13 protein-coding genes (1 of these 13 only partly in view) are annotated in these 25503 nt (G+C 66.3%); 7 read left to right on the top strand and 6 right to left on the bottom strand.

Annotated features, from left to right (window positions below):
* Positions 1 to 33: 33 nt before the first annotated feature.
* A complete protein-coding gene (locus tag HYG77_RS26945) occupies positions 34 to 825 on the bottom strand; it encodes an enoyl-CoA hydratase (RefSeq protein WP_109331623.1) in 792 nt (263 codons plus the stop codon).
* Between the two features lie 374 nt (positions 826 to 1199).
* On the opposite strand from HYG77_RS26945, the gene HYG77_RS26940 reads away from it, so the two are divergent.
* Positions 1200 to 2441, top strand: coding sequence for a TetR/AcrR family transcriptional regulator (locus HYG77_RS26940; protein ID WP_208961176.1), 1242 nt, complete (start codon positions 1200 to 1202; stop codon positions 2439 to 2441).
* Here the strand turns inward: HYG77_RS26940 and HYG77_RS26935 are convergent.
* Together HYG77_RS26935 and HYG77_RS26930 are read right to left on the bottom strand one after the other, a co-directional pair.
* Complete coding sequence (locus HYG77_RS26935) at positions 2430 to 3362, bottom strand: oxygenase MpaB family protein (RefSeq protein WP_208963537.1); 933 nt, start codon at positions 3360 to 3362, stop codon at positions 2430 to 2432. The genes HYG77_RS26940 and HYG77_RS26935 overlap by 12 nt on opposite strands.
* Positions 3363 to 3388: 26 nt before the next feature.
* Positions 3389 to 4921, bottom strand: a complete 1533-nt coding sequence (locus HYG77_RS26930) for an aldehyde dehydrogenase family protein (protein ID WP_208961175.1) — start codon at positions 4919 to 4921, stop codon at positions 3389 to 3391.
* A gap of 154 nt (positions 4922 to 5075) precedes the next feature.
* On the opposite strand from HYG77_RS26930, the gene HYG77_RS26925 reads away from it, so the two are divergent.
* Both HYG77_RS26925 and HYG77_RS26920 read left to right on the top strand, forming a co-directional pair.
* A complete protein-coding gene (locus tag HYG77_RS26925; RefSeq protein WP_208961174.1) occupies positions 5076 to 6248 on the top strand; it encodes an acyl-CoA dehydrogenase family protein in 1173 nt (390 codons plus the stop codon).
* A 46-nt stretch (positions 6249 to 6294) separates the two neighbouring features.
* Positions 6295 to 6984, top strand: a complete 690-nt coding sequence (locus HYG77_RS26920; RefSeq protein WP_109331636.1) for a GntR family transcriptional regulator — start codon at positions 6295 to 6297, stop codon at positions 6982 to 6984.
* Between the two features lie 36 nt (positions 6985 to 7020).
* Here HYG77_RS26920 and HYG77_RS26915 read toward each other — a convergent pair whose 3' ends face one another.
* Positions 7021 to 7962, bottom strand: a complete 942-nt coding sequence (locus HYG77_RS26915; RefSeq protein ID WP_109331637.1) for an alpha/beta fold hydrolase — start codon at positions 7960 to 7962, stop codon at positions 7021 to 7023.
* Between the two features lie 229 nt (positions 7963 to 8191).
* Between HYG77_RS26915 and HYG77_RS26910 the strand changes: the two genes are divergently transcribed.
* The 4 genes from HYG77_RS26910 to HYG77_RS26895 are packed head-to-tail and all read left to right on the top strand — an operon-like array spanning position 8192 to position 12565.
* Positions 8192 to 8611 carry a chorismate mutase family protein gene (locus tag HYG77_RS26910; protein ID WP_109331641.1) on the top strand — a complete coding sequence of 140 codons (420 nt, stop codon included), beginning with the start codon at positions 8192 to 8194 and terminating at the stop codon, positions 8609 to 8611.
* Complete coding sequence (gene pabB, locus HYG77_RS26905; protein WP_208961173.1) at positions 8608 to 10680, top strand: aminodeoxychorismate synthase component I; 2073 nt, start codon at positions 8608 to 8610, stop codon at positions 10678 to 10680. Before HYG77_RS26910 ends, pabB begins: the two co-directional genes overlap by 4 nt.
* Positions 10677 to 11609, top strand: a complete 933-nt coding sequence (locus HYG77_RS26900) for a prephenate dehydrogenase (protein ID WP_208961172.1) — start codon at positions 10677 to 10679, stop codon at positions 11607 to 11609. Before pabB ends, HYG77_RS26900 begins: the two co-directional genes overlap by 4 nt.
* Positions 11606 to 12565 carry a diiron oxygenase gene (locus HYG77_RS26895; protein WP_208961171.1) on the top strand — a complete coding sequence of 320 codons (960 nt, stop codon included), beginning with the start codon at positions 11606 to 11608 and terminating at the stop codon, positions 12563 to 12565. Before HYG77_RS26900 ends, HYG77_RS26895 begins: the two co-directional genes overlap by 4 nt.
* A 4-nt stretch (positions 12566 to 12569) precedes the next feature.
* Here HYG77_RS26895 and HYG77_RS26890 read toward each other — a convergent pair whose 3' ends face one another.
* Positions 12570 to 13454, bottom strand: coding sequence for a glycosyltransferase family 2 protein (locus HYG77_RS26890; RefSeq protein WP_109331650.1), 885 nt, complete (start codon positions 13452 to 13454; stop codon positions 12570 to 12572).
* Positions 13455 to 13714: 260 nt separating this feature from the next.
* Positions 13715 to 25503, bottom strand: partial view of a non-ribosomal peptide synthase/polyketide synthase gene (locus tag HYG77_RS26885; RefSeq protein ID WP_280123285.1) — the 3' end only. The gene runs 22084 nt beyond the window's last position; only the last 11789 of its 33873 coding nucleotides appear in the window; the start codon falls outside the window, past its right edge; the stop codon is at positions 13715 to 13717.

Raw genomic sequence — 25503 nt, 5'->3', positions numbered from 1 at the left:
AACGGATGCGGACGGCTCGAACGATCGGTGGAATCACCCCAGGAAGCGAGCCGCTCGCTTGCCGAGCATCGCGGTCACTCCCTCGACGAAATCCTGCCCCTGCAGCAGTTCGATCTGCCCGTCCTTCTCCCGCTCGAGGGCACCTTCGAGCGCTGTCAGCGTCGATGCCGTGAGCGCCCTCTTGGTCAGTTCGACGGCACGCCGCGGACCATGAGCCAGCTTCGCCGCGACGGCGTCGACGTGAGCCGCTAGTTCACCGGCCGGCAAGACTCCCGCGATCAACCCTTCACGCTCGGCCTCCGGCGCCCCCAGACGTTCACCGAGCAACGCCATCCGGGTGGCCCTCGCGCGGCCGATCGACGCAGCGATGAGCGCACTGGAACCGCCGTCGGGCATCAGCCCGATGTTGACGAACGCAAGGAGCAGGTACGCATCCTCGCAGGCGTAGGTGAGGTCGGCTGCCAGCGCGATCGAGGCGCCGACCCCTACTGCGGCACCGCTCACCTGCGCTAGGACAGGCACCGGCAGGTCGACGATGGCTCGTATCACCCTGTTCGCCGCCTCCATCACCACCTCGGGTGGCGCCTCCCTACCTCCCGCCGCCGCGGCGGCGGCGAGGTCGGCGCCCGTGCTGAAAGCCTTTCCCGCTCCGGAAATGACGACGACCCGGACGGAGCGGTCGGTGGCCGCGCCGGTGAGGATCGCACCGAGAGCTGTCATGTGCGCCAGGTCCAGCGCATTCATCCGGTCGGGGCGATCGATGGTGATCCGGAGGATCCCGCCGTCGCTGACGACGCGGAGGCCGTCGACCGCGGGAGCGGTCACGACGCTGCCCCGACGCGCATACCCGTCGCGTCCGAAAGTCGTCGAGTGATCAATGCTTCGGCTTCGGTGAATTTCGTTCTCAGCATCTCAGTGCACCTCTTCATAGGTGCCGCCCCGCGGCGGCCCGGTTATCGACGATGTAGAGCACGCGCGGCCCCGAACCGCCTGGACGCACATGCGAATAACGGTTAACTTATTCGCCAACTCGCACCGGTGTCAATGCTGGGCAAGCACTATCAGCACGTGCACACAAAGCTTTCGGCAGGTTGGCGCGAGCCGGGCCCCGGAACTGCACCCAGAGTCGATCGATACGCACGGGAGTGCCGGTTAAGATGTCGAACAGATAAACTGGCAGCACAGGCCGACTACCGGAGGTGACCGTGGCCCGGACCAACACGGCGGCCGGCGCCGCCACCGAAAGGCCCATTCGGCGTCGGCCGAAAGACCGCAAGGCGCAGATCGCCACCGTCGCGGCGGAAGCGTTCAGCGAGCGCGGCTACCACGCCGTCGGCGTCGACGACATCGCAGCCACCATCGGAATCTCAGGTCCCGCCCTCTACCGGCACTATCCCAACAAGTACGCCCTGTTCGTTCATGCAGCCACGACGACCGCTGATGCACTGCGCACCGCCGCCGACGATGCACTCGCAGGGCTCGAAGAGGCGGCCGCCGGGGAGCGGCTCGACCGGCTGATCTCCGCGCTGGTCACCAACACGATCGAACACCGCAAACTGGGGGGCCTCTACCGGTGGGAGGGCAGGTACCTCCAGGCCGACGACCGCATTCGCATCCGGAACGTCTTCGTCCACGTAACCCAATGCGTGGCGGCGCCGCTGCGAGAGCTGCGGCCGGAACTGTCGGCCGTCGATGCCACGACTCAGGGTGCCGCGACGCTCAGCGTGATGGCCAGTATCAGCGCACACCGCACCGCCCTGGCCACTCGTCGCCTCCACGCGCTTCTGACGAGCGCGTGTGAGTCGATTCTCCGCACGACCCTTCCGCCTGCCGTACCGACCGGTGAGGTGTCGGCACGAGTCGAGGGCGCGGGCGGCGGGCTGACCATGACGTCCAAGCGCGAGTTACTGATCAACGAGGCCGTGCACATTTTTGACCGGAACGGCTATCACGACTCGAGTATCGAGGAAATCGGCGCGGCCGCTGGGATCAATGCGTCCAGTGTGTACCGGCACTTCCCCAGCAAGGCAGATCTTTTGGCGGCAGTTTTCTATCGTGCGGCGGATCGGCTCGCAGTGGCGACGTCGGCTGCCCTGTCCGCCGCTACCGACCCTCGGGAGGCGCTGTGCACCCTGGCGGAGTCGTATCTGGAATTGGCCTTCCGCAATCCGGCCGTGCTGTCCGTCTACTTCGCCGAAATCGGGAATCTGCCCGAGAACGAACGACGAAATCTCCGCAACGTGCAGCGTCTCCACGTCGAGGAGTGGGTGCATCTCGTCACCGCGGTGCGGTCGGAGCTTTCGGCAGCCGAGGCGCGGTTCCTCGTACAAGCCGCGCTCGGCCTGGTACTCGACATCGGCCGGCTCATCCACTTCGATACCGCCGAGGAGTCACGCGCCCGGCTCCACGCTCTGATGGTGGCCGTCCTCCTAGGACAATGACGGACCAAGGGCGCCGCGGTGGTTGTCCTTGTCTGCGCCGAGGTCCCGCGGCCGGTAGCCCACCGGATAACCCGGATAACTGCGATTGCGCGCGTCCTGGGCGGCCTTCGAGCTGGTGCGCGGCGGCAGGAAGCGTACGAACTTGCCCCGCAATCGGAGCACACGCCGGGCGCTGTGCTGCAACCACACCGGTGCAGCGTCGAATCCGAACGCCGACAGCATCATCGGGTCGAGCAGAGCATTTACTCCCTGCGCCACGAAGGGCCGCACCGGCCTGGGGAACCACGAGCAGAATAAATCTCGCGTGTAGGTTCCGACGCGGTGGTTGTCCTCCGTGTATCGGAAGTGTTTCCGCTCGTAGTCGGCTTTGAACCGGTAGAAGTCCTCGTAGCTCGTGGGAATGTCCTTGATACCCATTCGAACCCCAACGCCGCGGTAAAAGTGGAAACACGCGAGGCGCTCGTGCGGAGTGAGCCGCCGCCACCCGAAGCGGTCGATCCAATCGATCGGCTCGTAGATGAACGTGGTGAGCACGTACAGCATGTCGTCATTGTCGATGTCGTACTTGCCGTGCATGCGGTTGACCACACGCAGGGATTCGATCCCCCGCTCGGAGTCGTACCCGTGTTCGACCAGTTCGGCCATCAGGAGGGCCGTGTCGTCGTAGCGCTTCTGTGGCCGCTTCTCGAATTCACCGGTGCGCTGGAGCAATTCGGAGACGGTCGGGACGCAGTAGGTCCGGAACAACGCGAACTCGAGGGACCGCTGGTAATCCCAGGGAAACTCGAAACCTGCCGTGATGCGGTGAATCTCCTGGTGATCACGCACCGGATCGAGTTGTTCGATTCGGTGTACCCAGCCATACCTGCCGCGGGGAGCGGCGCCTGGGGACCTGTCTGCAATGTCGTTCTTCATCAGCATGGGATTGTCGCCCTTTCCGGCCGCACTCAACGCCCGTGACGGTTCTTCAGCATCCAGGCGGAAACAAGCATGTCGCGCTTCTTTCGCTCCATCGTCAGCAGATTCAGCGGTGCCGCGAACCGCTGCCGGGCGATCGACTTGACCCTGCAGAACTCGCGCAGCCCGTCCGCTCCGTGGATGCGACCGAAACCTGAGTCTCCGACGCCGCCGAAGGGCAACGCAGCGACACCGGCGAAGCCCAGTACCGAACCGATCGTGACGACACCGACCCGCAAGGCTTCGGCCACACGCATCGCCTTTCCGGCGTCCTTCGTGAATACGGAAGCACCGAGGCCGAAGGCGGTACCGTTCGCTCTCGTCACCGCCTCGTCGAGACTAGCGACCTTGTTCACCACAACCGTCGGCCCGAAGGTCTCCTCGCAGATTGCCGTGCTGTTCTCCGGGACGTTGGTCAGGACGATCGGGCCCACGTAGCCGTCCTTGATGGAGTCGAGCCCGCCGACCACGGCGGAGCCACCCTTGTCCAACGCATCCTGTACGTGACGGCGCACGACGTCCGACTGGCTGGTCATCGTCATCGGCCCGTAGGACGCATCCTTCGGACCAGGGTGCAAAGCCTTCGCCTTGTCGGTGACCAATCGGACGAAATCGTCGTAGACCGAGTCGACCACGTAGATTCGTTCCACTCCGGCGCACGTCTGCCCGGCGTTGCCCATGGCACCGAAGACGGCGAAGCCGGCTGCTTCCTCGAGATCTGCGTCCGAGTCGACGAGCATGGCGTCCTTGCCGCCTGCCTCCACGACGATCGGAGTCAGCGTTTCCGCACACGCGGCCATCACCCGCTTGCCCGTCGCGGCAGAACCGGTGAAGGCGATCTTGTCCACGCCGGCTGCGACGAGCGCCGATCCGGTGGATCCATCACCCGTGACGACCTGGAGGACGGGCTGATGCGGGACGAGGGCCGCCCACTTCTCGGCGATCCATACCGCCACCCCGGGGGTCAGCTCGCTGGGCTTGAACACCACGGCGTTGCCCGCCGCCATTGCGTAGGAGACGGAGCCCATCGGGGTGTACACCGGATAGTTCCACGGACCGATGACGCCGACCACGCCCATTGGCTCGTATCCGACGCTGCTCGCCTGATTGGCACTGACCAGGCCGGAAGCCACCTTGCGGCGGCGCAAAACTTTGCCGGCGTTCTTGGTGGCCCAGTCGAGGTGCTCGATCGCGAGCATGACCTCGAGGAGTGCGTCGTCGTACGGCTTTCCCGTTTCGTCCGCAACGAGCCGGGCGAGTTGCTCGCCGTCCCGCGCCATCGACTTCTTCCAGTCGAGCAGCCACTTCTTGCGGCCGTCGAAACCGAGTCCCTTCCACCACTGAGCCGCGCTGCGTGCTCGCTCGACCGCGTCACGCACGTCACGCTCGCCGTGGATGGGGTACTCGGCCAGTACCTCGCCGGTGCGCGGGTCCAGGGACGAGAACGTTCCTGGTGACGGTTCCGCGGAAGGCAATGGCGTGGTGCCCGCACTCGTGTCGGTCGTCTCGGCCTGCTGTGGCATGGCGCTTCCTCCCTGAGATCACATCAAATATATGTGATGTGATGTAATGTAGTGGACATCACAGTATGCGGCTGACCGCATTCCGGCAAGCCCCGCACAGACCCCTGCGCCGGGCCGGCCGTCCGCCGCCTCACCCACGAGGAGCCCTTCGCACATGAGCGTCGAATTCACCAGTGAACAGAAAGACTTCGCCGCGGCGATCGCCGATTTCTGCAGGCGCGAAACCGGCACCCGCGCACTGCGGGACAAGCTGACGAACCACGGTGAGCACAACCACAACCAAGACATCTACGAAAAGATGGCCAAGCTCGGCTGGCTCGGAATCACGATTCCCGAGGAATACGGCGGGTCGGGCGCCAGCCTCGTCGACATGTGCATCCTTCTGGAGGAGGCTGCCAAGGGAATGGCCCCGATCGGTGGCATCGGGCCTACGTGGATCACCGGTGGCGCATACGCCAAGTTCGGTACCGAGGCCCAGAAGGACGTCGTACTGCGCGGCATCGTGGCCGGCCGCTCGCAGTCGATCTCGATGTCCGAACCGGAGGCCGGATCGGACGTCGGAAATCTCAGCACCCGCGCGGAGAAGACCGCCGACGGCTGGGTGATCAACGGGCAGAAGACGTGGTGTTCCAACGCGCACTTTGCCGACACCATCCTGCTCGTGGCTCGCACGGGGCAACCGGTCACGCGCGGCGCGGGAAGTTCTGCCGGGGAGGGAAAGCACGAGGGGCTGACGATGTTCCACGTGCCCGCCGGGACGGAAGGGCTGACGATCAGCGGCATCGGCACCATGGGCGGCAAGGAGGTGAACGACCTCTACTTCACCGATTGCGCGCTTCCCGCGGATGCCGTGGTCGGCGAGGTCGGCAACGGCTGGCGGCAACTGATGACCGGTTTGAACTTCGAACGCCTGATCCTCGCGGCCATGATGCTCGGTACGGCGCAGCGGGCGTTCAACGACACCCTCGAGTTCATCACCCAGCGCAAGCAGTTCGGGAGGCCGGTCGGAACGTTCCAGGTACTACGTCACCGCATCGCCGATCTCGCCACCGAAATCGAGTGCTGCAAGCTTCTCGTCTACAGCGTTGCCAAGGAGGCCGACGCCCACCCTGACAGGATGCTGGCCCGCGAAGCGTCCATGGCCAAGTTGAAGGTCACCGAGACTGCCAAGAAGGTGGCGCTCGAAGGCATGCAGATGATGGGCGGTTACGGCTACGCCACCGAGTTCGACATGGAGAAGCATGTTCGCTCGACCCTCGTCTCCAGCATTTACGGCGGCACCAACGAAATTCAGCGCGACATCATCGGTAAGACCTACGGCTTGTAAGCACTGCTCGCGGTTTATGCTGGTTGCCGCATCTAAGGAGTTACCCATGACGTTGCCCTCCGTGTCACGAAGCTCAGCGGCCCTGCGCCGTCGACCGCAGCTGTCCGACGACGTCGCCGTGCACGTGCGGAACCTGATCATGTCCGGGGGCGTTCGTCCGGGTGACTTCATCCGTCTGGACGACACTGCCGCGGAGCTGGGAGTCAGCGTCACGCCGGTGCGCGAAGCCCTCCTGACCCTGCGCGGTGAAGGGCTCGTCGAACTCGTCCCCCACCGCGGCTACGTGGTCGCCCCACTCAGTCGCGAAGACGTCCACGACCTCTTCTGGCTCCAGAGTCAGATAGGCGAGGAACTCGCGGTGCGGGCCACCCGGGCGGCCACCCCCGAGGCCATCGAGGAATTGACCGATATCAACGACAAGCTCGAGCGGGCGGTGGAGGACAACGACGCCGCCCGCATCGAGGATCTCGAGTTCAAGTTCCACCGGGTCATCAACCACCTGGCGAACGCGAACAAGCTGTCGTGGTTCCTTCTCAGCGCCACTCGCTACACGCCGGCGCACTTCTACTCCTCGGACCCCGACTGGGGCGAGTCGGCGGTCGCGAGCCATCGCCGTCTCATCGCGGCCATGGCGGAGAAGAAGGCCGACGTGGTGGGAGCCGAGAACAAGGCACACTTCATGGACGGTGCCCAGCGATTGGTCGCCCACCTCGACGAGATCGGCATCTGGGACTGAGTCCGCCCCGACTAGGTGCCGCCCTCAGGGCACGTCTCAGCCCGCCTCACATGGGGCCGGGTTCCGGTCGGCGTACGTGGGGTCGAGAGCCCGCTGAATGATGTAGAGCGCGCGCGGATCGGTCGTCAGCTCATTGTGCTCGGCAGCGTTCGACTCGCACCCGTCCTGAAGCCACACGTTGTGCACGGTCGCACCCGGTCCGGCGGTGAGGAACGTGTTCTCCGGTGGAGTCGAGACCGTGTCCCGGCGACTCGCGACCACTGTGTACTCGATACCCGGGTCCGTGTCGCCCGCGGCATTGAGAACCTGCAGGAACGGCGAACCGACCATCTGCTGGATGTACGAGGGCCCGACGGCCACGCCGGCGAGCGTCGTCACGGGCACACCCAGAGCCTGGGCGACTGCACCGAGCATCTGCACGTCCCCGAAACTGGTGCCGTGATTGGTAGCACCCAGCGTGACGAGCGAATGCACCTTGTTCAGGGCGGGATTGTTGCGATCGGCGCCACCTTCGAAACGGAGGTACTGCCGGGAGAGCGTGCCACCGAGCGAGTGCCCGACGATGTCGACCTGCGGGGCACCCGTCGTGGAACGGACCCGATCGACGAACACCGCGAGTTGCTGGGCCGACTCGGCGATGTCGGCACCGCCGAACATGCGCAGCAGATTGCCTTCGGTGAGACCGGCGACCTGCCCGTAGTTGAGGGCGAAGACGCAGTACCCCTCGGCCGCGAGAGCCGGCGCGAGGTCCTTCCAGGTGGCCGCCATGCTGACCCATGTGCCGTGCACGAGCACGACCGGGCGGGGGTGCTCGGGCGAGGGCTTGCAGTTCCAGTCGTTCGCCCCGGACAGCACCGCAGGATCTGCGACGGGCTCGGGCTCAGTCGCCGCAGGGTCCGCCGCTGCAGGTGCCGCGCCGAGCATCAAGATGCCCGCAAGCACTAACATCAGGGCCTGGGTGGCCGACGAAATACGCATATGCCTCATATCCTGGATAGGCCGAAAATAGACTTCTGGTTACGTTACCCAAAAATCCATCGAAGTCTCAATCCGTGATTGAGACTATGGGGGTGATCACCACCGGTTCGTATCCGCAACCCGATATTTCGCCGTCTCGGCAGTCCGGGAGGCGCGGAGAAACGAACCACCACTGACACACGATAGTCGGGATGAGAAAGCTACTGCCGATCGAGTGACTGGGGCGACTATGTATTTCTCCGTAGAAGAGGGGAAGAGCGATGATTCCGGAAAGGCCCCTGACGCGTCGGCGCACCAGGCACTCGAGGATCTGCGCGCCGAACTCGACGCCGTCGACGCCACCCTGCTCGACGCCGTAGGCCGGCGACTCGAAGTGTGCCGACGTATCGGTGAACTCAAGCGACGCTCCGACATCGCGATGATGCAACCGCACCGGATCGGCCTGGTGCACGAACGCGCTCGCCGCTACGCGGACAGCCACTCCCTGTCCCCCGCCTTCTTCGACGCGCTCTACGACCTGCTGATCGCCGAGACCTGCAGGCTCGAGGAGTTGGTCATCAACGGCGAGACGGGCGCGAGCGGTACCGGTGACAATGGCCACAACGGCCACCACCGCCCCCATCCCTCGACGAATGTCGAATCGTCATGAGTACGCGGACGCTGCTCGTCGACAACTACGACTCCTTCACCTACAACCTCTTCACTTTGCTCGCGGAGGTGAACGGCGAGCCCCCGACCGTCGTGCACAACGACGTCGAATGGGACTCCGTGCCGTGGTCCGAGTTCGACAACATCGTCATCTCCCCCGGTCCGGGACGCCCCGAACGCCCCCGTGATTTCGGCATCAGCGCCCGGGTCATCGCCGAAACCGGACTGCCCGTCTTAGGGGTGTGCCTTGGTCACCAGGGACTGTGCCAGTTGTTCGGCGGACAGGTCGTCCTGGCGCCTGAGCCGATGCACGGGCGCGTATCGCTCGTCGAACACCACGGCAGCGAACTCTTCGAGGGCATCCCGTCGCCGTTCCCCACGGTGCGTTACCACTCGTTGATCGCGAGGGATCTGCCCGACGACCTCGAGGCGACGGCCTGGACCACCGACGGTCTCCTGATGGGCGTGCGTCACCGGAGCCGGCCCCTGTGGGGCGTCCAATTCCACCCCGAGTCGATCAGTACGGCGTTCGGACACGAACTGCTCGCGAACTTCCGCGACCTCACCCCGACGCACTCGGGTACACCGACTCCCGGGTCGATGCTGAAGATCCCCGTCCCGCACGCGCCGTACGTCATTTCGCAGGTCCGCATCGACCACGAGGTCGACCCGCGCACCACCTTCGAGGATCTGTTCGCCACGGGGCCGAACGCCTTCTGGCTCGACGGCACGTCGGCATCCGAACCGACTTCGCGCTTCACCATCATGGGCAACTGCTCTGGGCCCCGAGCCGAGTACATCACCTACGACGTCGGTGAATCGATCGTGCGGATCATGCGCGAGGGGCTACCCGTGGAACAGGTCCACGCCCCGTTCTTCGACTACCTGGAACGCCAACTGGCGGCCAGGTCGGTTCCCGGACTCCCCGGAGTGCCGTTCGGGCTGGGCTACGTCGGCTATCTGGGCTACGAACTGAAGGCCCAGACGGGTGGCGCCGCCGCCCACCGATCGCCCACCCCCGACGCTGCACTCGTGTTCGCCGACCGGGCCGTGGTCATCGATCATTCCAACGAACGCACGTATGCGCTGTGTCTCAGCGATCACCAGGACGATCCCGAGATGCGCCGGTGGCTCGACGAGATGGAGGCGGCGCTACGGCGGCTCGCGGAGCCCGACCACCCGGTGTCGGCAGTGCCTCCTATCAGGAAACCCGAATCGACGGAGCTGGCACTGCGTCACGACCACGACCGGTATCTCGAGCACATCGCGTCCTCGCTTGCCGAGATTCGGACGGGCGAGTCGTACGAGGTGTGCCTGACCAACATGGCGACCGTCGATCAGACGATCGATCCACTGCACACCTTCGAGCTGCTTCGCACCATCAGCCCCACTCCGTACAGTGCGTACCTCCAGTTCGCGGGCCTGTCGGTTCTCAGCGCGTCGCCCGAACGCTTCCTGCGGATCGGCCCGGACCGCGTGGTGGAGTCGAAACCGATCAAGGGAACGCGTCCGCGTGGGGCGACCCCGGCCAAGGATGCGGCCCTGCGTCAGGACCTGCTCGACAGCGAGAAGGACCGCGCCGAGAACCTGATGATCGTGGATCTCACGCGCAACGATCTGGCGCGGGTGTGTGTGCCGGGGTCGGTGCACGTTCCCAAGCTCTTCGACGTGGAAACGTATGCAGCGGTCCACCAGCTGGTGTCCACGGTGCGTGGGACGCTCAGTGCCGATGCCTCGGTCGTCCAGTGCGTCCGCGCCGCCTTCCCCGGCGGTTCCATGACGGGCGCGCCGAAGATCCGGACGATGGAGATCATCGACAGGCTCGAGTCGGGACCGCGCGGTGTCTACTCGGGAGCGATCGGTTACTTCTCGCTGACCGGCACCGCTGACCTGTCGATCGTCATTCGCACCATCGTCGCTACCGGCAGCGAAGTGACCTTCGGGATCGGCGGCGCCATCACGGCACTGTCCGATCCGGAGGAAGAATTCGACGAGGCCATGGTCAAGGCCGCCACCATGGTGCGGGCGTTGTCCGTCACCGCGGACACCCCGAACGAAATAGGACCATGACCATTCCGGCGACATCATCCCGGACCGTCGCACTGATCGGCGGCCGCGGTGATGTCGGCCGAATGCTGACCGGTCGGCTCCGCGGCGACGGCATGCGCGTCCGGACCGTCGACATCGACGTTCCGGATACGGCCGACGCCGACTCTGTGCAGGGCGACATCACCGATCCGTCACCCGAGGTGCGCGCGGTGGTGCAGTCGGCTGACGCGGTGGTGCTGGCGGTACCGGAAACCGTGGCGCTGAACGCACTGACGTTCCTGTCCGAGTCGCTGGCCGAGCACGCCCTGCTGGTCGACACCCTGTCGGTGAAGTGCCGATTCGACGCCGCTCTGCGGGCGAACCCGCTGCCCAACAGTGCCCTCGGAATCAACCCGATGTTCGCCCCCGCACTGTCGCCGCAGGGCAGGCCGATCGCGGCGGTGACGTATCAGGACCGCGGTGACCTCGGCTGGTTCCTGACGTCACTGTCCGGGTGGGGTGCGACGGTCGTCCATCTGGACGCCGAGCGCCATGATCGGCTGACCGCACTCACCCAGGCACTCACCCACGCCGGTGTGCTCGCATTCGGACTGGCGCTGGGCGAACTGGGGGCCGACGGCGCCGAGCTGACGGCGATGGCAACCCCACCGCACTTGATGTCCCTCGCCCTCCTCGCACGCGTGGCGGGTGGGGTACCCGAGGTGTACCGGGACATCCAGGTCGGCAATCCGTTCGCCGCGCAGGCCCGACGCGCGCTCACCGACGCGATGCGCACTGTCGACCAGACCGTCGAGAACGGCACCGACCAGGACTTCGCCGACCTCATGTCCCGGTCGATCTCGACACTCGGTGACCGGCGCGAGCCCCTCGCCCGCCTGTGCGCCGAACTTTTCACCGACCTCCAGCACACCGCGCCCCGGTTCTGGGACGGGAACGGAGAATCCTCATGACGATCGACAACGCCCACGCCCTGCCGGAGCACGACCCGAACGACCCGGTCGAAAGCGCCGTGGTTGCCCGGCTCGCCCGCAATTGGGGGCAGCGGGCGACAGTGAAGAAGCCGGAACCTGATCTCGACACCCTGTTCGACCTCGACAAGCGGGACTACCCCGACGAACTGCTGCCTTTCGCCGACCACGACTGTTTCCGCCACGCACCTGAGGATCAGCAGAACAGACTCCGCGCGTGGGGCTGGATCGCGTTCAACAAGAACGTGATGGACATCGAGCAGTACGTCGTGAATCCGGGCTTCGATCTCGTCGCCCACGACGCCCTCGACACCGGTATCGGCGACACGTTCGTGGTAGCGGTACACGAGGCCATGGTCGACGAGCAGTACCACACGCTGATGCATCTGAATGCGAGCGCGGTGACGCGCAGGCGCCGCGGCTGGGCCATGCCGAACAACGCCTTGCCGGACGTGCTGACACTACGCCGCCAGCGTGCCGCCACCGCTGACGCCGCCGACCCCCGGAAGCGGGCGATCACCACCTTCGCCTTCATGACGGTCGCCGAGATCTCCATCAGCTCGTACCTGGACCTCATCTCCGAGAACGAGGCGATCCAGCCGGTGAACCGGGCCACGGTGCGACTACACAATCGAGACGAGTACTGCCACGCCTCCATCGCCGACGAGATCGCGGGCGTCGTCTACGACACGCTGGGGCCCGACGACCGGCGGCACCTCCTGGACGGGCTCGTCGATGCGATGACCGCCTTCAGTAGCAACGACTACTCGACGTGGCGCACCATCGTCGAGGTCATCGACCTCCACGACGGCCAGACGATGATCGACGACGCCGAACACGACACAGGGCGTTCTGCTCTGGTGCAGGACTTCGGCGGTATTCACAAACTGTGCAAGCACCTCGGCGTCGCGGGCGAGATGTCGCTCGACTGGGCATAGCACCTCACACGTGCGCGCGAGGCTGCGGTCGCCGTTCGGCGCCGGCGAAGAGGCGGCCCAGCGAGAACGACTCCCGCTCGGGATCCCACGCACGGAACGGCACCCACATGAGGAGATAGAACGGCATCGCGGTCGCGGCGACAGCGAACGTCCCGAGGGCCGCCGACAGGCGCTTGCCGTGCAGCGCAAGCGTGCGAGGACCGCGCAGCACGTAACGCCAGTAACTGCCCACCGGAGACAGATACCGACGACCGGAGATGCTCGCTTCCATCCCCGGCACCATCGCACAGGACAATCCCTCGCTCTGCAGGGTCAACGACAGATCCGTGTCTTCGTGGACGTCCTCGCCGTCGTGTAATGCGGACTTGATGTCCTCCCACGCCGTCTTGAGAATCGCCATGTTCGAACCGAAAAGTCCGGGCGCGGCGATCGACTCACCCCGTTCCAGTTTCGCCTCATTCTTCGCATTCATCTTTCGCTGCAAGGACGCGAACAGCCCCTGAAACGGAAGGTCATAGCAGGTGCAGGTACCGGTCGCCGCGGCATATCTGTCGCTGTGCCGGGAAAAGAACGATTTGATATTCGCGGCCCAATCCTCATTAATTTTCGTGTCGACATCAATTCTCGCTACGATATCTCCCGTCGCGGAATTCATTCCCGTGCTACGCGCAGGCGCACAGCCCTGTGCCACTTCCTTGACGAGCCGCACCTTGGGTTCCCGGTGCTGCGCAGCAGCAACTATCGCTGCCGTCGCGTCGGTCGAGTTGTTGTCGACCACGATGACCTCGTCGATGTGATCGATCTGCTCGAATATCCTGTCCAGACACTCCTGGATTGCCGCTTCCTCGTTGTACGCCGGGATAACCACAGACAGAGTTGAAATCGACATGCCTCAGTAATAGCAAAGGTTCCGCATATCCGCGCACCGAGGCCCATTAGTTGGACAATTGTTCAAAATACTCTCGGTCTGTCGCGAATACGCTCGCCACCTGAAGTTATCGAGTAATTCACACGGCACGGTACCGACGGCGGGTTATGCGCCGATTTAATGAACTCGAAGTATTTATCGAGGCGAAAATATCACCGGGGTCGGCTCCGGCCCGTCCTGGCGGCGGAAGAGACGAGCTCTCCCACCGCCAGGACGATGCCTCAGCGTCCGACTCGGGACCGCGCCTGTGCCACCAAGCCGGTCAGTGCCGCTACCCAGCACTGCCCGAAGTCGTCCACCTCGGAGGCCGTCAGAATTCCCGGGGGGAACGACATGAACGCCGTCAACTGCCGACCATCCGCGGTATCGGTGATCACCGACTGGATGTCGAGCACCGCCTGGGCTGGCATCTCACTGTTCACCTGTCCACCCGTCACCGAGGTCTCGAAATCGGGCAGCCAGTCCAGGCCCTGCGCCGCCTCGGGAATTTCCGCAGCATTGACGCGGCCGATGTAGTTGAACACGATTTGCGGTTCCGGCCAATTGCTCATGACCGCGGCGGTCTCCGGGTTCAGGTAACGCAGCAACCCGTAGCCGATCCCCTTGTCAGGTACCGCACCGAGCTGATTCCGTACCGCCTGTACCGCTGCTGCCGCACTCGGGCCACCCTCGATCGCCTCACCGATATCGACCCCTGCGAGATCGAGTCGAGCCGGATACATCGTGGTGAACCAGCCGACCGTACGGGACAAATCTGCACCGGGAACCACTGATTCTTCGCGACCATGGCCCTCGAGAGTGACTACCGCCGACGGCTCGTCGATCCCACGGCCCTGCCGCCAGGCGGCCACCGCGAGTGCGAGGGCTGCGGCGAGCACGTCACCGATTTCCGCGTCGAGTGCGCCGGGAGCCGTCCCGAGCAAGGCCTCGGTGACGGGGGCCGGCACATCGACCCGGGTGCGCTCGAGATTGCTGACGAGGTCGGACCGAAGATCCAGTTCCCGCGACCCCAGCACGGGGTCCGGGCCGGTGAGCATCCGCTCCCACACGGCCAGTTCGGCCACCCGCTCCGGACTCGCGGCTGCCTCGAGGAGTCCGTCGGTCCACCGCCGCAGGGACGTTCCCACCGGTTCCAGCGACGGCGTCTGCCCCGCTGCGATCTGGGCACCAGCCGTTGCAAGGTCCGGGACCAGAATGCGCCACGAGACCGAGTCGATCACGAGGTGATGGGGCACCACCAGCAGTCGGCCCGCCCGGCTCGAATCGGCCGGGTCGAACCACACGAACTGGAGCATCGAACCTGTTCTGGGGTCGAGCCGGTCGAGCGCCTGCGCGAAGGCGGCACTCGCCACCTCGTCGAACTCCGGGGAACCGGGTTCGGCGGTGACGGCGACACGCTCCACGGCACCGTCGAGGTCGACGCTGCCGGCGGGTGCGATCTCGAGGGCAGGCTCCGACGACTCCGACACCAGCGTGGCGCGGAGAGCGTCGTGCTTGTCCACCACCGCCGAGAGTGTCGCGATCAGCTGGTCACGTCCGATGCCGGCAGGAAGCGTCACCATCAGCGGCATCACGAAGCGGTCGAAATCCCCGCCGCGCTCGACCATCTTCCGGGCGACCGGGGTGAGCGGCACCGTGCCGACACCGCCACCCTCGTATTCCTGCAACGCCGCGGCCGCGGACTCCCCCGAATCGGCGACCGCCGCCAGCTCGGCGACGGTGCGCCGTTCGAACACGTCGCGTGCGGTGAAGTGGATACCGGCCGACCGTGCCCGCGCTACCAGCTGAATGGAGACGATGCTGTCGCCACCGAGCTCGAAGAACGAGTCATCGACACCCACGCGGTCCCGCCCGAGCAGTGCCGCGAAGATCGACGCCAGCGCGCGTTCGCTGTCGGTGCGCGGCGCCCGGAACTGGGCCGCCGAGGCGAAGTCGGGCACCGGTAGGGCACGCCGGTCGAGCTTGCCGCTGGTACCCAGCGGCAGTTCGGCCAGAACCATCACGGCGTCCGGCAGCATGTAGTCGGGCAACGATTCTGCGACGAACCCGGTGAGTGCAGCCGAGTCGACAGCCGAACCCGGCTTCGGGACGACGTACGCCACGAGCCGTGCGCCGACCTCACTGTCCCGCACGATCACAGCCGCCTGCGCCACCTCGGTGTGGCGCACAAAGGCCTCCTCCACCTCACCGAGTTCGATACGCAGGCCGCGGACCTTCACCTGGAAGTCGGTACGGCCGACGAACTCCAGTTCACCGCTCTCGTTCCACCGCACGAGGTCCCCGGTGCGGTACATCCGTGCGCCGTCGGCGCCGAAGGGGTCGGCGACGAAGCGTTCGGCGCTCAGCGCAGCGCTGTTGATGTATCCGCGCGCCAGCTGGGCCCCGTCGAGGTACAGCTCACCGGGGACACCGATCGGCGACGGCGTCAAGTGGGCGTCGAGCACGTAGGCCCGGGTGTTCCAGACCGGGCCACCGATCGGCGCGATGGTCCCGGTGCGCGAACGGTCCACGACCTGAGCCGCCGAGTTGATTGTGACCTCGGTCGGTCCGTACAGGTTGACCAGCTCGGCGGAACCAATCCGTGCGAGCCGATCCGCCGCCGACTGCGGAAGTGGTTCACCGCCGGCGAAGACCAGCCGCAGCGAACCGCACAGGTCGGCGGTGGCCGCGTCGAGGAACATCGTCAGGACCGACGGAACGAACTGGACCACGGTCACCGACTCCGCGCCCACCGTCTTCGCCATGTACTCGGGGTCGCGGTGACCGTCCGGGGAGGCGACGACGAGGGTGCCGCCGACCACCAACGGCAAGAACAGCTCCCACACCGAGGCGTCGAACGTGAAGGGGGTCTTCTGCAGGATCACGTCCTCGGCACCGATGCCGTACTCGTCCCGCATCCACTCGAGCTGGTTGGCCAGCGCCGAATGCGGAATCGCCACACCCTTGGGGCGTCCCGTCGAACCGGACGTGTACAGCGCGTACGCCAGATTTTCCGGGTGGAGTTCACCGAGCCGCTCGGCATCCTCGACTGCAGTGTCGGCGTAGCCGGAGAGGTCGAAGTCCTCCACCAGATACACGGGCACGTCGACGTCGAGATTGGCGATGTCGTCGGCAACGCTCAGCACACACGTCGGGGCAGCACTGTCCACCACGTAGGTGGTCCGGTCGGCCGGATGCTCCGGGTCGATCGGCACGTATGCACCACCCGCCGCGTGCACGGCGTACAGGCTGATCACCATGTCGAGGGAGCGTCGCATCGCGATGCCGACCACCGAGTCCGGTCCCACGCCCAGCGCGATCAGGTGACGGGCCAGCCGGTTCACCCGCGCGTCGAACTGCGCGTAGCTCAGTCGATCCTGCCCGGCGACCACGGCGGTCGCATCCGGGGTTCGCGCCACCTGAGCACGGAACATCGAGGTCACCGACTGGGCGGAGACGGCGTGCGCGGTGTCGTTCCACCGGGACAGGACGAGGTCGCGTTCCTCCGCGGCCAGCAGGTCGAGATCGCCGACCAGCGTGGCACCGCCGGCAGCGATGGTGTGCAGGATGCGGTCCAGGCGTGCCCCGATCCGCTCGACAGTGTCTTCCCCGAACACGTCCGGGAGGTACTTCAGTACCAGCTGGACCTCGGCGTCCGACTGCGCCAGGAGGCTCAGCGGGTAATGCGAGGCGTCACTGATCTGCGCACCGGTAACCCGCAACCCGTCGATGTCGCTGGACTCGGTGAGACCGGCCCGATCGATCGGGTACGACTCGAACACCGTCAACGTGTCGAACAGTCCGCCGATTCCGGCGATCTGCTGGATCTCGGGCAGCCCGATGTGGTGATGCTCGAGCAAAGCCGACTGTTCGGCCTGTAGACGCTCGAGAAGCCCGAGGAGCGACTCGCGGGGATCGATGCGCACGCGGATCGGGATCGTGTTGATGAACAGACCCACCATCGATTCGATGCCGTTGACCTCCGGCGGACGACCCGACACCGTGGCACCGAAGACGACGTCGTCGGACGCCGTCATCCGGGACAGGAGCAGACCCCACGCTGCCTGGACGATGGTGTTCATCGTCAGGCCACGATCCCGGGCGACGCGCGCCAGGTTCTCGCTGACCGCCGCGCCGAGACGTACCGCGAACTCGGCGGGCTCGGGGCGTACCGGACCGCTGGGTGCGGCGGCGAGCACGGTGGGACCGTCCAGCCCGGCAAGTGCGTGCGCCCACGCAGTGCGTGAGGCGTGCGTGTCACGCGCGGACAGCCAGCTGAGGAAGTCCCGGTAGCCGCGTACCCGCGGCAACACCGAGCCGTCTCCCCGGGTGGCGTACAACACCAACAAGTCCTTCATCAACAACGGCATCGACCATCCGTCGAGCAGGATGTGGTGGTTGCTGATGGAGAAGCTGCAGGTATCCGGCCCCGTGCGAATCAGCAGGAATCGCATCAACGGGGGTCGCGCCATGTCGAAGCGAGCCGAGCGGTGCTCACCCAGAAGGGTGCTCATCCGTTCTTCACGTGCCGCCTCGGACAGTCCGGACAGGTCGATCTCTTCCCAGGGCAGTTCCACGGAATCGACGACCACCTGCACCGCTTCCCCGGCATCGTCGGTGACGAAGGCGGTACGGAGGTTCGCGTGACGCGCGATGAGCGCCTCGGCGGCAGCCCGCAGTCGGGCCGCATCGACGGTGCCTGCGAGGCCAAGCACCACCTGTGCGGTGTAGACGTCGACTGCGTCCTCGGCGAGCACCGAGTGGAAGAACATGCCCGACTGCAGCGGTGCCAGCGGCCACACGTCGGAGGCCTCCGGGTAGCGCTGTTCCAGGATCTCGAGATCATGCTGGGTCACGGTGACGAGCGGGACGTCCGACGGGGTCAGGCCGCCGCCGTCGGGCCGTGACGCGTGCTCGGCCAACGCGGCCGCCGCCGAGTGCCAGAGTTCGGCCAGCTCCCAGACGTCGGATTCGTCGAGGATCTCCTCGGCGAACGCGATCTTCGCCTCGAGTTGGGGACCCGACGCCGATTCGGCGGTGACGGCGTTGATGCTGAGCACAGCAGGCGCCACCATCTCGTCGTCCATTGCGCCGCCGAACTCGCCCGAGTCGCTGTCGGGGACCCAGCCGAGGTCCCGGATCTCCTCCGGGAGGTCGACCGAACCCGCGCGACCGAGATAGTTGAAGCCGATCTGCGGCGTCGGCAGCGCTGCCAGCGCCGGGGCGGTCTCCTCGTTCAGGTAGCGCAGCAAGCCGAAGCCCATGCCGCGGTCCGGGACCGCCAGCAGCTGTTCCTTGACGGCCTTCAGCGCCGCACCCGCAGACCGTCCACCGTCGAACGCCTCGGCCAGGTCGGCACGTGAAACATCGAGGCGCACGGGGAACAGGCTGGTGAACCAGCCCACGGTCCGCGACAGGTCGGCACCCGGGACAACGGATTCTTCACGGCCGTGGCCCTCGAGATTGATGAGCACCGACTGGCCGCCCGGTGCGTCGTCGACTCCGGTTTTGTTCCGGCGCCACTGCGCGACAGCGAGCGCGAGCGCCGCGAGCAGGCCGTCGTTGACGCCGCCGTTCACGGACTGCGGGATCGAGGTCAGCAACGCCTGCGTCACCGGTGTGGAGAAGGTCATGCTCAGACTGTGCGTCCGGGCGATCACATCCCGCTCCCGGTCGAAGGCCCGCTTGCCCAGCAGCGGATCGGTGCCGTCGAGCATGGTCCGCCAGAAGTCGAGTTCGGCCACACGGTGCGGAGACTTCGCTTCCTCCACCAACCCGTGCGCCCACGCCCGCACCGACGAACCTACCGGCTCGAGCTGCGGCTTCTCCCCTCGCGCGATCTGTGATCCTGCGGTGGCGAAGTCGGGCAACAACACTCGCCACGACACACCGTCGACGACGAGGTGGTGCGCCAGCACCAGCAGTCGTCCGCTCTGTCCGGGCAGCGACTCGGCGGGAGCGAACCAGACGAATTCCGTCATCCGCCCCGATGCGGGATCGAGTCGGCTCGCGGCGCGGTCGAGTGCCGCACGCCCCAGCCGCTCGAATGCCTCGGTCCCCGGCTTGTCGGTGAACTCGACGCGTTCGAACAGCTCATCGGCGCCGAGAGCCGCGCCGACGGGCAGTGTGTCGAACACCCACTCGTTCCCCGAGCGGGTCAACCGGGAGCGGAGGATGTCGTGGTGACTCAGGATCGCGTCCACGGTCTCCACCAGCTGCTCCCGGGTCACGCCTGCGGGTGTGGTCAGCAGAACGGCCTGCGAGAACCTGTCGAATCGGCCCGCGCTTTCGGTCAGCCAGTGCGCGATCGGCGTGAGGGGTATCGAACCGACTCCGCCGCCGGGCAGTTCCTCGAGGGTCACCGACTCGACGTCGGTGGCCCAGGCGGCGACGTCGGCGAGTTCGGCAACAGTCTTGCGCTCGAACACGTCTCGCGCCGAGAACAGGACACCGGCGTTCTTGGCCCGCGTGGTCAGCTGGATCGACACGATGCTGTCGCCGCCGAGGGCGAAGAACGAATCGTCGACGCTGACCCTCTCGACACCGAGGACCTGCGCGAAGACGTCGGCGATGGCCTTCTCCATCGGCGTCGACGGCGCGCGGAACTCGGTGGCGACCGACACGAACCGGGGTTCCGGTAGTGCCTTGCGGTCCAACTTTCCTGCGGGTGTCAGCGGCACCGAGTCGATCGGCATGATCGACGAGGGCACCATGTAGCCCGGCAGTGTCTCGGACACGAACGCGGACAACTCGGCGACGTCGATCGACGCGCCCGGGGCAGGCATCACGTAGGAGACGAGGACGGTCTGACCGGTCTGCTCGCGATGATGGCCGAGAGTGACCGCGAAGTCCACGCTCGGATGCCTTCCGAGTTCGGCATCGATCTCGCCGAGCTCGATACGGAATCCGCGGACCTTCACCTGGAAATCGGATCGACCGACGTAGTCGAGGACGAGCTCGCCCTGTCCTTCCGATCCTTCGTCGTCGGCGTAGACCCAGCGGACGACGTCGCCCGTGCGGTACAGCCGCTCCCCCGAACCACCGAACGGGTTGGCGACGAAACGCTCTGCAGTGAGGGCGAATCGGTTGTGGTAGCCGCGTGCCACGCTCGGCCCCGCCACGTAGAGCTCACCCGCGACACCGACCGGGACGGGGCTGAGCCGGGAGTCGAGCACGACCACGTCGACACCGCGCGTCGGACCGCCGATGGTGACGGGCCGATCGGCCCTCATCGGGGAGCTCGACGTGCTCCAGATCGTCGCTTCGGAGGGGCCGTACAGGTTGTACATGCGCCGGCCGGGCGCCCACCTCTGCATCAGCTCGGGCGGGCAGGCCTCACCGGCCACCGACAGAACCTCGATGCCACCCAGGCCGACGGGATCCACCGTCGTCAGCGCCGCCGGGGTGATGAAGGCGTGGCTGACCTCCTGCTCCCTGAGCAGTCGAGCCAATTCCTCGCCGCCGTACACGACTCCGGAGGCGATGACCATCGTCGACGAGGCCGCAACGGCCAGAAGCAATTCGAATACGGACGCGTCGAAGCTCGGCGACGCGAAGTGCAGGACCCTCGACTGCGGCGTGAGCCCCAGCCGTTCGACCTGTTCCCGCGTGACGTTCGCCAGCCCGGTGTGGGTGACGACGACGCCCTTCGGCAGACCGGTCGAGCCCGAGGTGTAGATGACATATGCGGCGTCGTCCACCCGCGTAGGACGGATTCGGGTGTCGTCGGTGACGGCCCCGGACGAGACGTGGGCGCACGCACTGTCCATGTCTTCGTCGCCCAGGACAAGCCACCGCACCGTGTCCGGCAGGTCGGCGCTGTGCGCCGCCGTGGTCAGGCCGATCTCCACGCGGGAATCGGTGACCATGTGCAGAATGCGGTCGTACGGGTAGCTCGGGTCGACGGGCACGAAGGCGGCACCCGTCTTCGCGACCGCCCAGATCGAGAGGATCGACTCCACCGATCGGGTGAGTGCGAGAGCCACGAAATCGTCCGAACCGATTCCGCGGCCGATCAGTACCCGGGCCAGACGGTTCGAGCGCTCGTCGAGTTCGCGATACGTGACCTGCTGGTTCCCGCACACGACCGCCACGGCCTCGGGGTCCGCCTCCGCCGCGGCGGAGAGGATGCGGGCCAACGTCTGCGGCGGAACCGATGCTGCACCGCGCACGGGCGCGAGGACCCGCTGCTCGTCGCTGTTCAAGACGTCGATGTCACCGATGACCACCGAGGCGTCGCGGGTGATCGCCTCGAGGATGCGGCGGAACCGGAACGCGAACGCGGCGATGGTGCGTTCGTCGAACAGGTCGGTGGCATAGGTGAACACTGCGCGCATCGGCGCGGAGCCACCGGTGTCCGTGGGCTCTCCGGCAGCGTCCGCGAGGGTCAGCTGAAGGTCGAACTTGGCCGCGCTGACTCCCCCGTCGAGACCCTCGACGGTCAGCCCCGGAAGTTCGAGGTGGGCCTGCTCAATGTTCTGGAAGGCCAGCGCAACCTGGAACAGCGGCGAGAAGGCGGTCGACCGCTCCGGCTGCAGAATTTCCACCAGACGCTCGAACGGCACATCGGTGTGCGTGAACGCGCCGAGGTCGTGCTGGCGGACCTGCGCCAGCAGATCGGCGAATCGGTCGTCGACATCCACCTGCGAGCGCAGCACCAGGGTATTGACGAACATGCCGACGAGGTCGTCGAGAGCTGCCTCACCGCGTCCTTCTATCGCGGTGCCGATGGCGATGTCCTGCGTGGCGCTGAGCCGGGCCAACAGGACTGACAACGCGGCGTGCGCCACCATGAACAGCGACGCATTGTGCTCGCGGGCGAGCACGCCGAGGCGTCGACGGAGTTCCGCATCGATCTCGAACTCGAAGTTGGCGCCTCGCATCGACTGGGCCGGGGGCCGGGGTCGGTCCGTCGGCAGCGGCAGCACGTCCGGCAACCCGGCCAGGGTCTCGCGCCAGTAGTCGATCTGCTTCGCGGCCAGCGAATCCGGGGCGTTCTCGTCGCCGAGCAGTTCATGCTGCCACAACGCGAAATCGGCGTACTGGACGTCGAGCGGGGCCCAGTTGGGTTCGGATCCGGCGGCCCGGGCGCTGTAGGCGACCACGACGTCACGCGCCAGCGGCGCCGTCGAGGCACCGTCCGCGGAGATGTGGTGGACGACGATCACCAGCACGTGATGCTCGGAGTCGAGCCGCAGGAGGCGGGCCCGGACGGGTACTGCCTTCGCGACATCGAATCCGGCGGTGACGAGGGCGATCACGTGGTTCCGCAGACCGTCCTCGTCGGCGACGCTCTGGACTTCGAGTTCCGTGAACGCCTCGGCGCGGGACACGACGACCTGCCCGGGACCCTCTCCCGTGTCCGGGTAGCGGGTGCGCAGCGTCTCGTGTCGTTCGACGACGTCCCCGAGGGCCTGTTCGAGCGCCCGGACGTCGAGTTCACCGGTCAACCGAATCGCGAGCGGGATGTTGTAGGCCGCCGATGCGGTGTCGAACTGGTTGATGAACCACATCCGAGACTGCGCCGGGGACAACGGGATCCACGCCGGACGCGGTTGCGGGACCAACGCGGGCCGGCCAACGCCCGCCGAATCGGATTGCTCGACCCGTGCGGACAGGGCGATCACGCTGGGCGCCTCGAACAGCTCACGCACACCGATCGAGGAATCGAGTGCGGCGTTCACCCGGGCCACCACACGGGTGGCCACGAGCGAGTTGCCACCCAGGTCGAAGAAGCTGGAATCGACACTGACACGCTCGTGGCCGAGCACGTCCGCGAACACTCCTGCGACGATCTCCTCGACCGGGGTCCGCGGCGCCTTGTACTGGTCCGAAACCCCTGCGAACTCGGGCTCGGGCAGCGCCTTGCGGTCGATCTTGCCGTTGATGTTGAGGGGCAACCGGTCGAGCGTCACGAGTGCCGCCGGAACCATGTATCCCGGCACCGAGCGGCCGACGGATCCGAGCACGTCCGCGATGTCGAGTGCATCTCCGGACTCCGGCACGACGTAACCGACCAGCCGGTCACCGGTGTGGCGATCGCTGTGCACGACGACGACTGCCTGAGCCACCGCGGGGTGCGCGAGAAGCGCACGCTCGATCTCGCCGAGCTCGATGCGGAATCCACGGACCTTCACCTGGAAGTCGGAGCGGCCCACATAGTCGAGGTTGCCGTCCCGATTCCACCGCACCAGGTCACCGGTCCGGTACATCCGGGCACCCGAAGGCCCGAAGGGGTTGGCCACGAACCGTTCCGCGGTGAGGTCGTGGCGACCGAGGTAGCCGCGAGCCAGCTGGTCACCCGCCAGATAGAGCTCACCTGTCACGCCGGCAGGCACGGGGTGCAGCCGGGTGTCGAGAACGTACGTCTGCGTGTTCCACTCGGGCCGCCCGATCGGGACGGAACCGCCCCGTTCGACGCCGCACCGGTAGTGCGTGACGCTGACCGCCGCTTCGGTCGGGCCGTACAGGTTGAAGATTTCGGCACCGCTGACGTCCCGCAGGCGCTGCACGGTGTCGGCCGGGAGAGCCTCACCGATGCAGAGAACCCGTCGCAACGACGCGAGCTGGGCAGACTCCGCCACCGAGACGAAAGCCGCGAGCAGCGACGGAACGAAATGCACGTTCGTGACCTGCTGCTCGGCAACGAGTCCGGCGAGGTACGACGGATCTCGGTGACCGTCCGGCTTGGCGACGACGAGCCGTGCCCCCGAGGTCAGCGCCCACCAGAACTCCCACACGGAGAGGTCGAAGGTGGCCGCCGTCTTCAGCAACACCGCATCGTCGGCGGTCAGGGGGTACTCGTCCTGCTTCCATCGCAATTGGTTCGCGATGGCACCGTGCGTGATGGTCACGCCCTTGGGCCGGCCGGTCGAGCCGGACGTGTAGATCACATAGGCCGCATGGGTCGACCGCAACGGTGCCCGGCGATCCGCATCGGTGATCGACGTGTCCGCCGCCCCGGTGAGGTCGAGCTCGTCGAGGACGACGACATCGACACCCGTCGGCAGCGACGCGACGACGCTCCGGAGAGTCAGCACACACACGGGTTGCGCGCTGCCGAGCACGTACGCCGTCCGCTCGACGGGATGATCCGGATCGATCGGCAGGTACACACCGCCGGCCTGCGCAATGGCATACATGCCGACCAACAGTTCCACCGACCGCGGAAGGGCAAGGCCCACGACGGTTTCCGGTCCCACACCCAGATCGATGAGGTGGCGGGCGAGCCGGTAGACCCGTGCAGCGAATTCGCCATAGGTCAGCGACTCGTCCTCGAACACGACCGCGGTGGCGTCCGGATCCCTGACGGCCGCGGCGGTGAACATATCGGCGAGTGTCGTCTCGGGCAGTGCCCGTGCCGTGGCGTTCCACCCCGACACCACCTGGGCGCGCTCGTCGTCCCCGATCAACGGCAGATCACCGACGGCGACCTGCGGTGACGCGACGGCAGCCGAGAGCACCCGCAGGAACCGATCCGCGAAGCCCTGCACGGTCACCGCGTCGAACAGGTCGGTGGCGTAGGTGAACACACCGGACATCTCCTCGTCCTCGGGGCTGTCCCCGAGGACGAGGTGCAGATCGAACTGAGCTGTGTCGCCTTCCATGTCGAGCGGTGCGACGGTCAGGTCGGGTAGCTGCAGGTCGGACTTCGTCGTGTTCTGGAACGAGTAGCCCACCTGGAAGATCGGGTGATGGGCCATCGATCGTGCCGGATTGAGCACCTCGACCAGCCGCTCGAACGGCACGTCGGCGTGCGAGAACGCCTCGAGGTCCGCTTCACGTGCACGGTCGAGGATCTCGTCGAAACTCTGCCCGTCGTCCACCTGCACGCGCAGGGCGAGGGTGTTGACGAACATGCCGACGACGTCGTCGAGTTCACGCTCACCGCGGCCGGCGATCGGCGTTCCGACCGAGATGTCCTCGGTGCCCGACAGCCTGCTCAGGAGCACCGCGAAGGCCGCGTGGACGGCCATGAACACACTGGCGTTGTGCCCTCGGGCGAGTGCCGCCAGGCCTCGGTGCAGCGCCG

It is taken from the genome of Rhodococcus sp. ZPP, from assembly GCF_017656075.1.
Taxonomy (GTDB): domain Bacteria; phylum Actinomycetota; class Actinomycetes; order Mycobacteriales; family Mycobacteriaceae; genus Rhodococcus_F; species Rhodococcus_F oxybenzonivorans.
Note: the sequence above shows the minus strand (reverse complement) of the source record. Positions and strands in the feature narration are given on the sequence as shown.

Bases quoted from the DNA above. Each gene is read 5' to 3' on its own strand.
- HYG77_RS26920 (WP_109331636.1), top strand. From the start codon at position 6,295: ATGACGTTGCCCTCCGTGTCACGAAGCTCAGCGGCCCTGCGCCGTCGA.
- HYG77_RS26895 (WP_208961171.1), top strand. From the start codon at position 11,606: ATGACGATCGACAACGCCCACGCCCTGCCGGAGCACGACCCGAACGAC.
- HYG77_RS26890 (WP_109331650.1), bottom strand. From the start codon at position 13,454: ATGTCGATTTCAACTCTGTCTGTGGTTATCCCGGCGTACAACGAGGAA.
- HYG77_RS26915 (WP_109331637.1), bottom strand. From the start codon at position 7,962: ATGCGTATTTCGTCGGCCACCCAGGCCCTGATGTTAGTGCTTGCGGGC.
- HYG77_RS26930 (WP_208961175.1), bottom strand. From the start codon at position 4,921: ATGCCACAGCAGGCCGAGACGACCGACACGAGTGCGGGCACCACGCCA.
- pabB (WP_208961173.1), top strand. From the start codon at position 8,608: ATGAGTACGCGGACGCTGCTCGTCGACAACTACGACTCCTTCACCTAC.
- HYG77_RS26900 (WP_208961172.1), top strand. From the start codon at position 10,677: ATGACCATTCCGGCGACATCATCCCGGACCGTCGCACTGATCGGCGGC.
- HYG77_RS26935 (WP_208963537.1), bottom strand. From the start codon at position 3,362: ATGCTGATGAAGAACGACATTGCAGACAGGTCCCCAGGCGCCGCTCCC.
- HYG77_RS26910 (WP_109331641.1), top strand. From the start codon at position 8,192: ATGTATTTCTCCGTAGAAGAGGGGAAGAGCGATGATTCCGGAAAGGCC.
- HYG77_RS26925 (WP_208961174.1), top strand. From the start codon at position 5,076: ATGAGCGTCGAATTCACCAGTGAACAGAAAGACTTCGCCGCGGCGATC.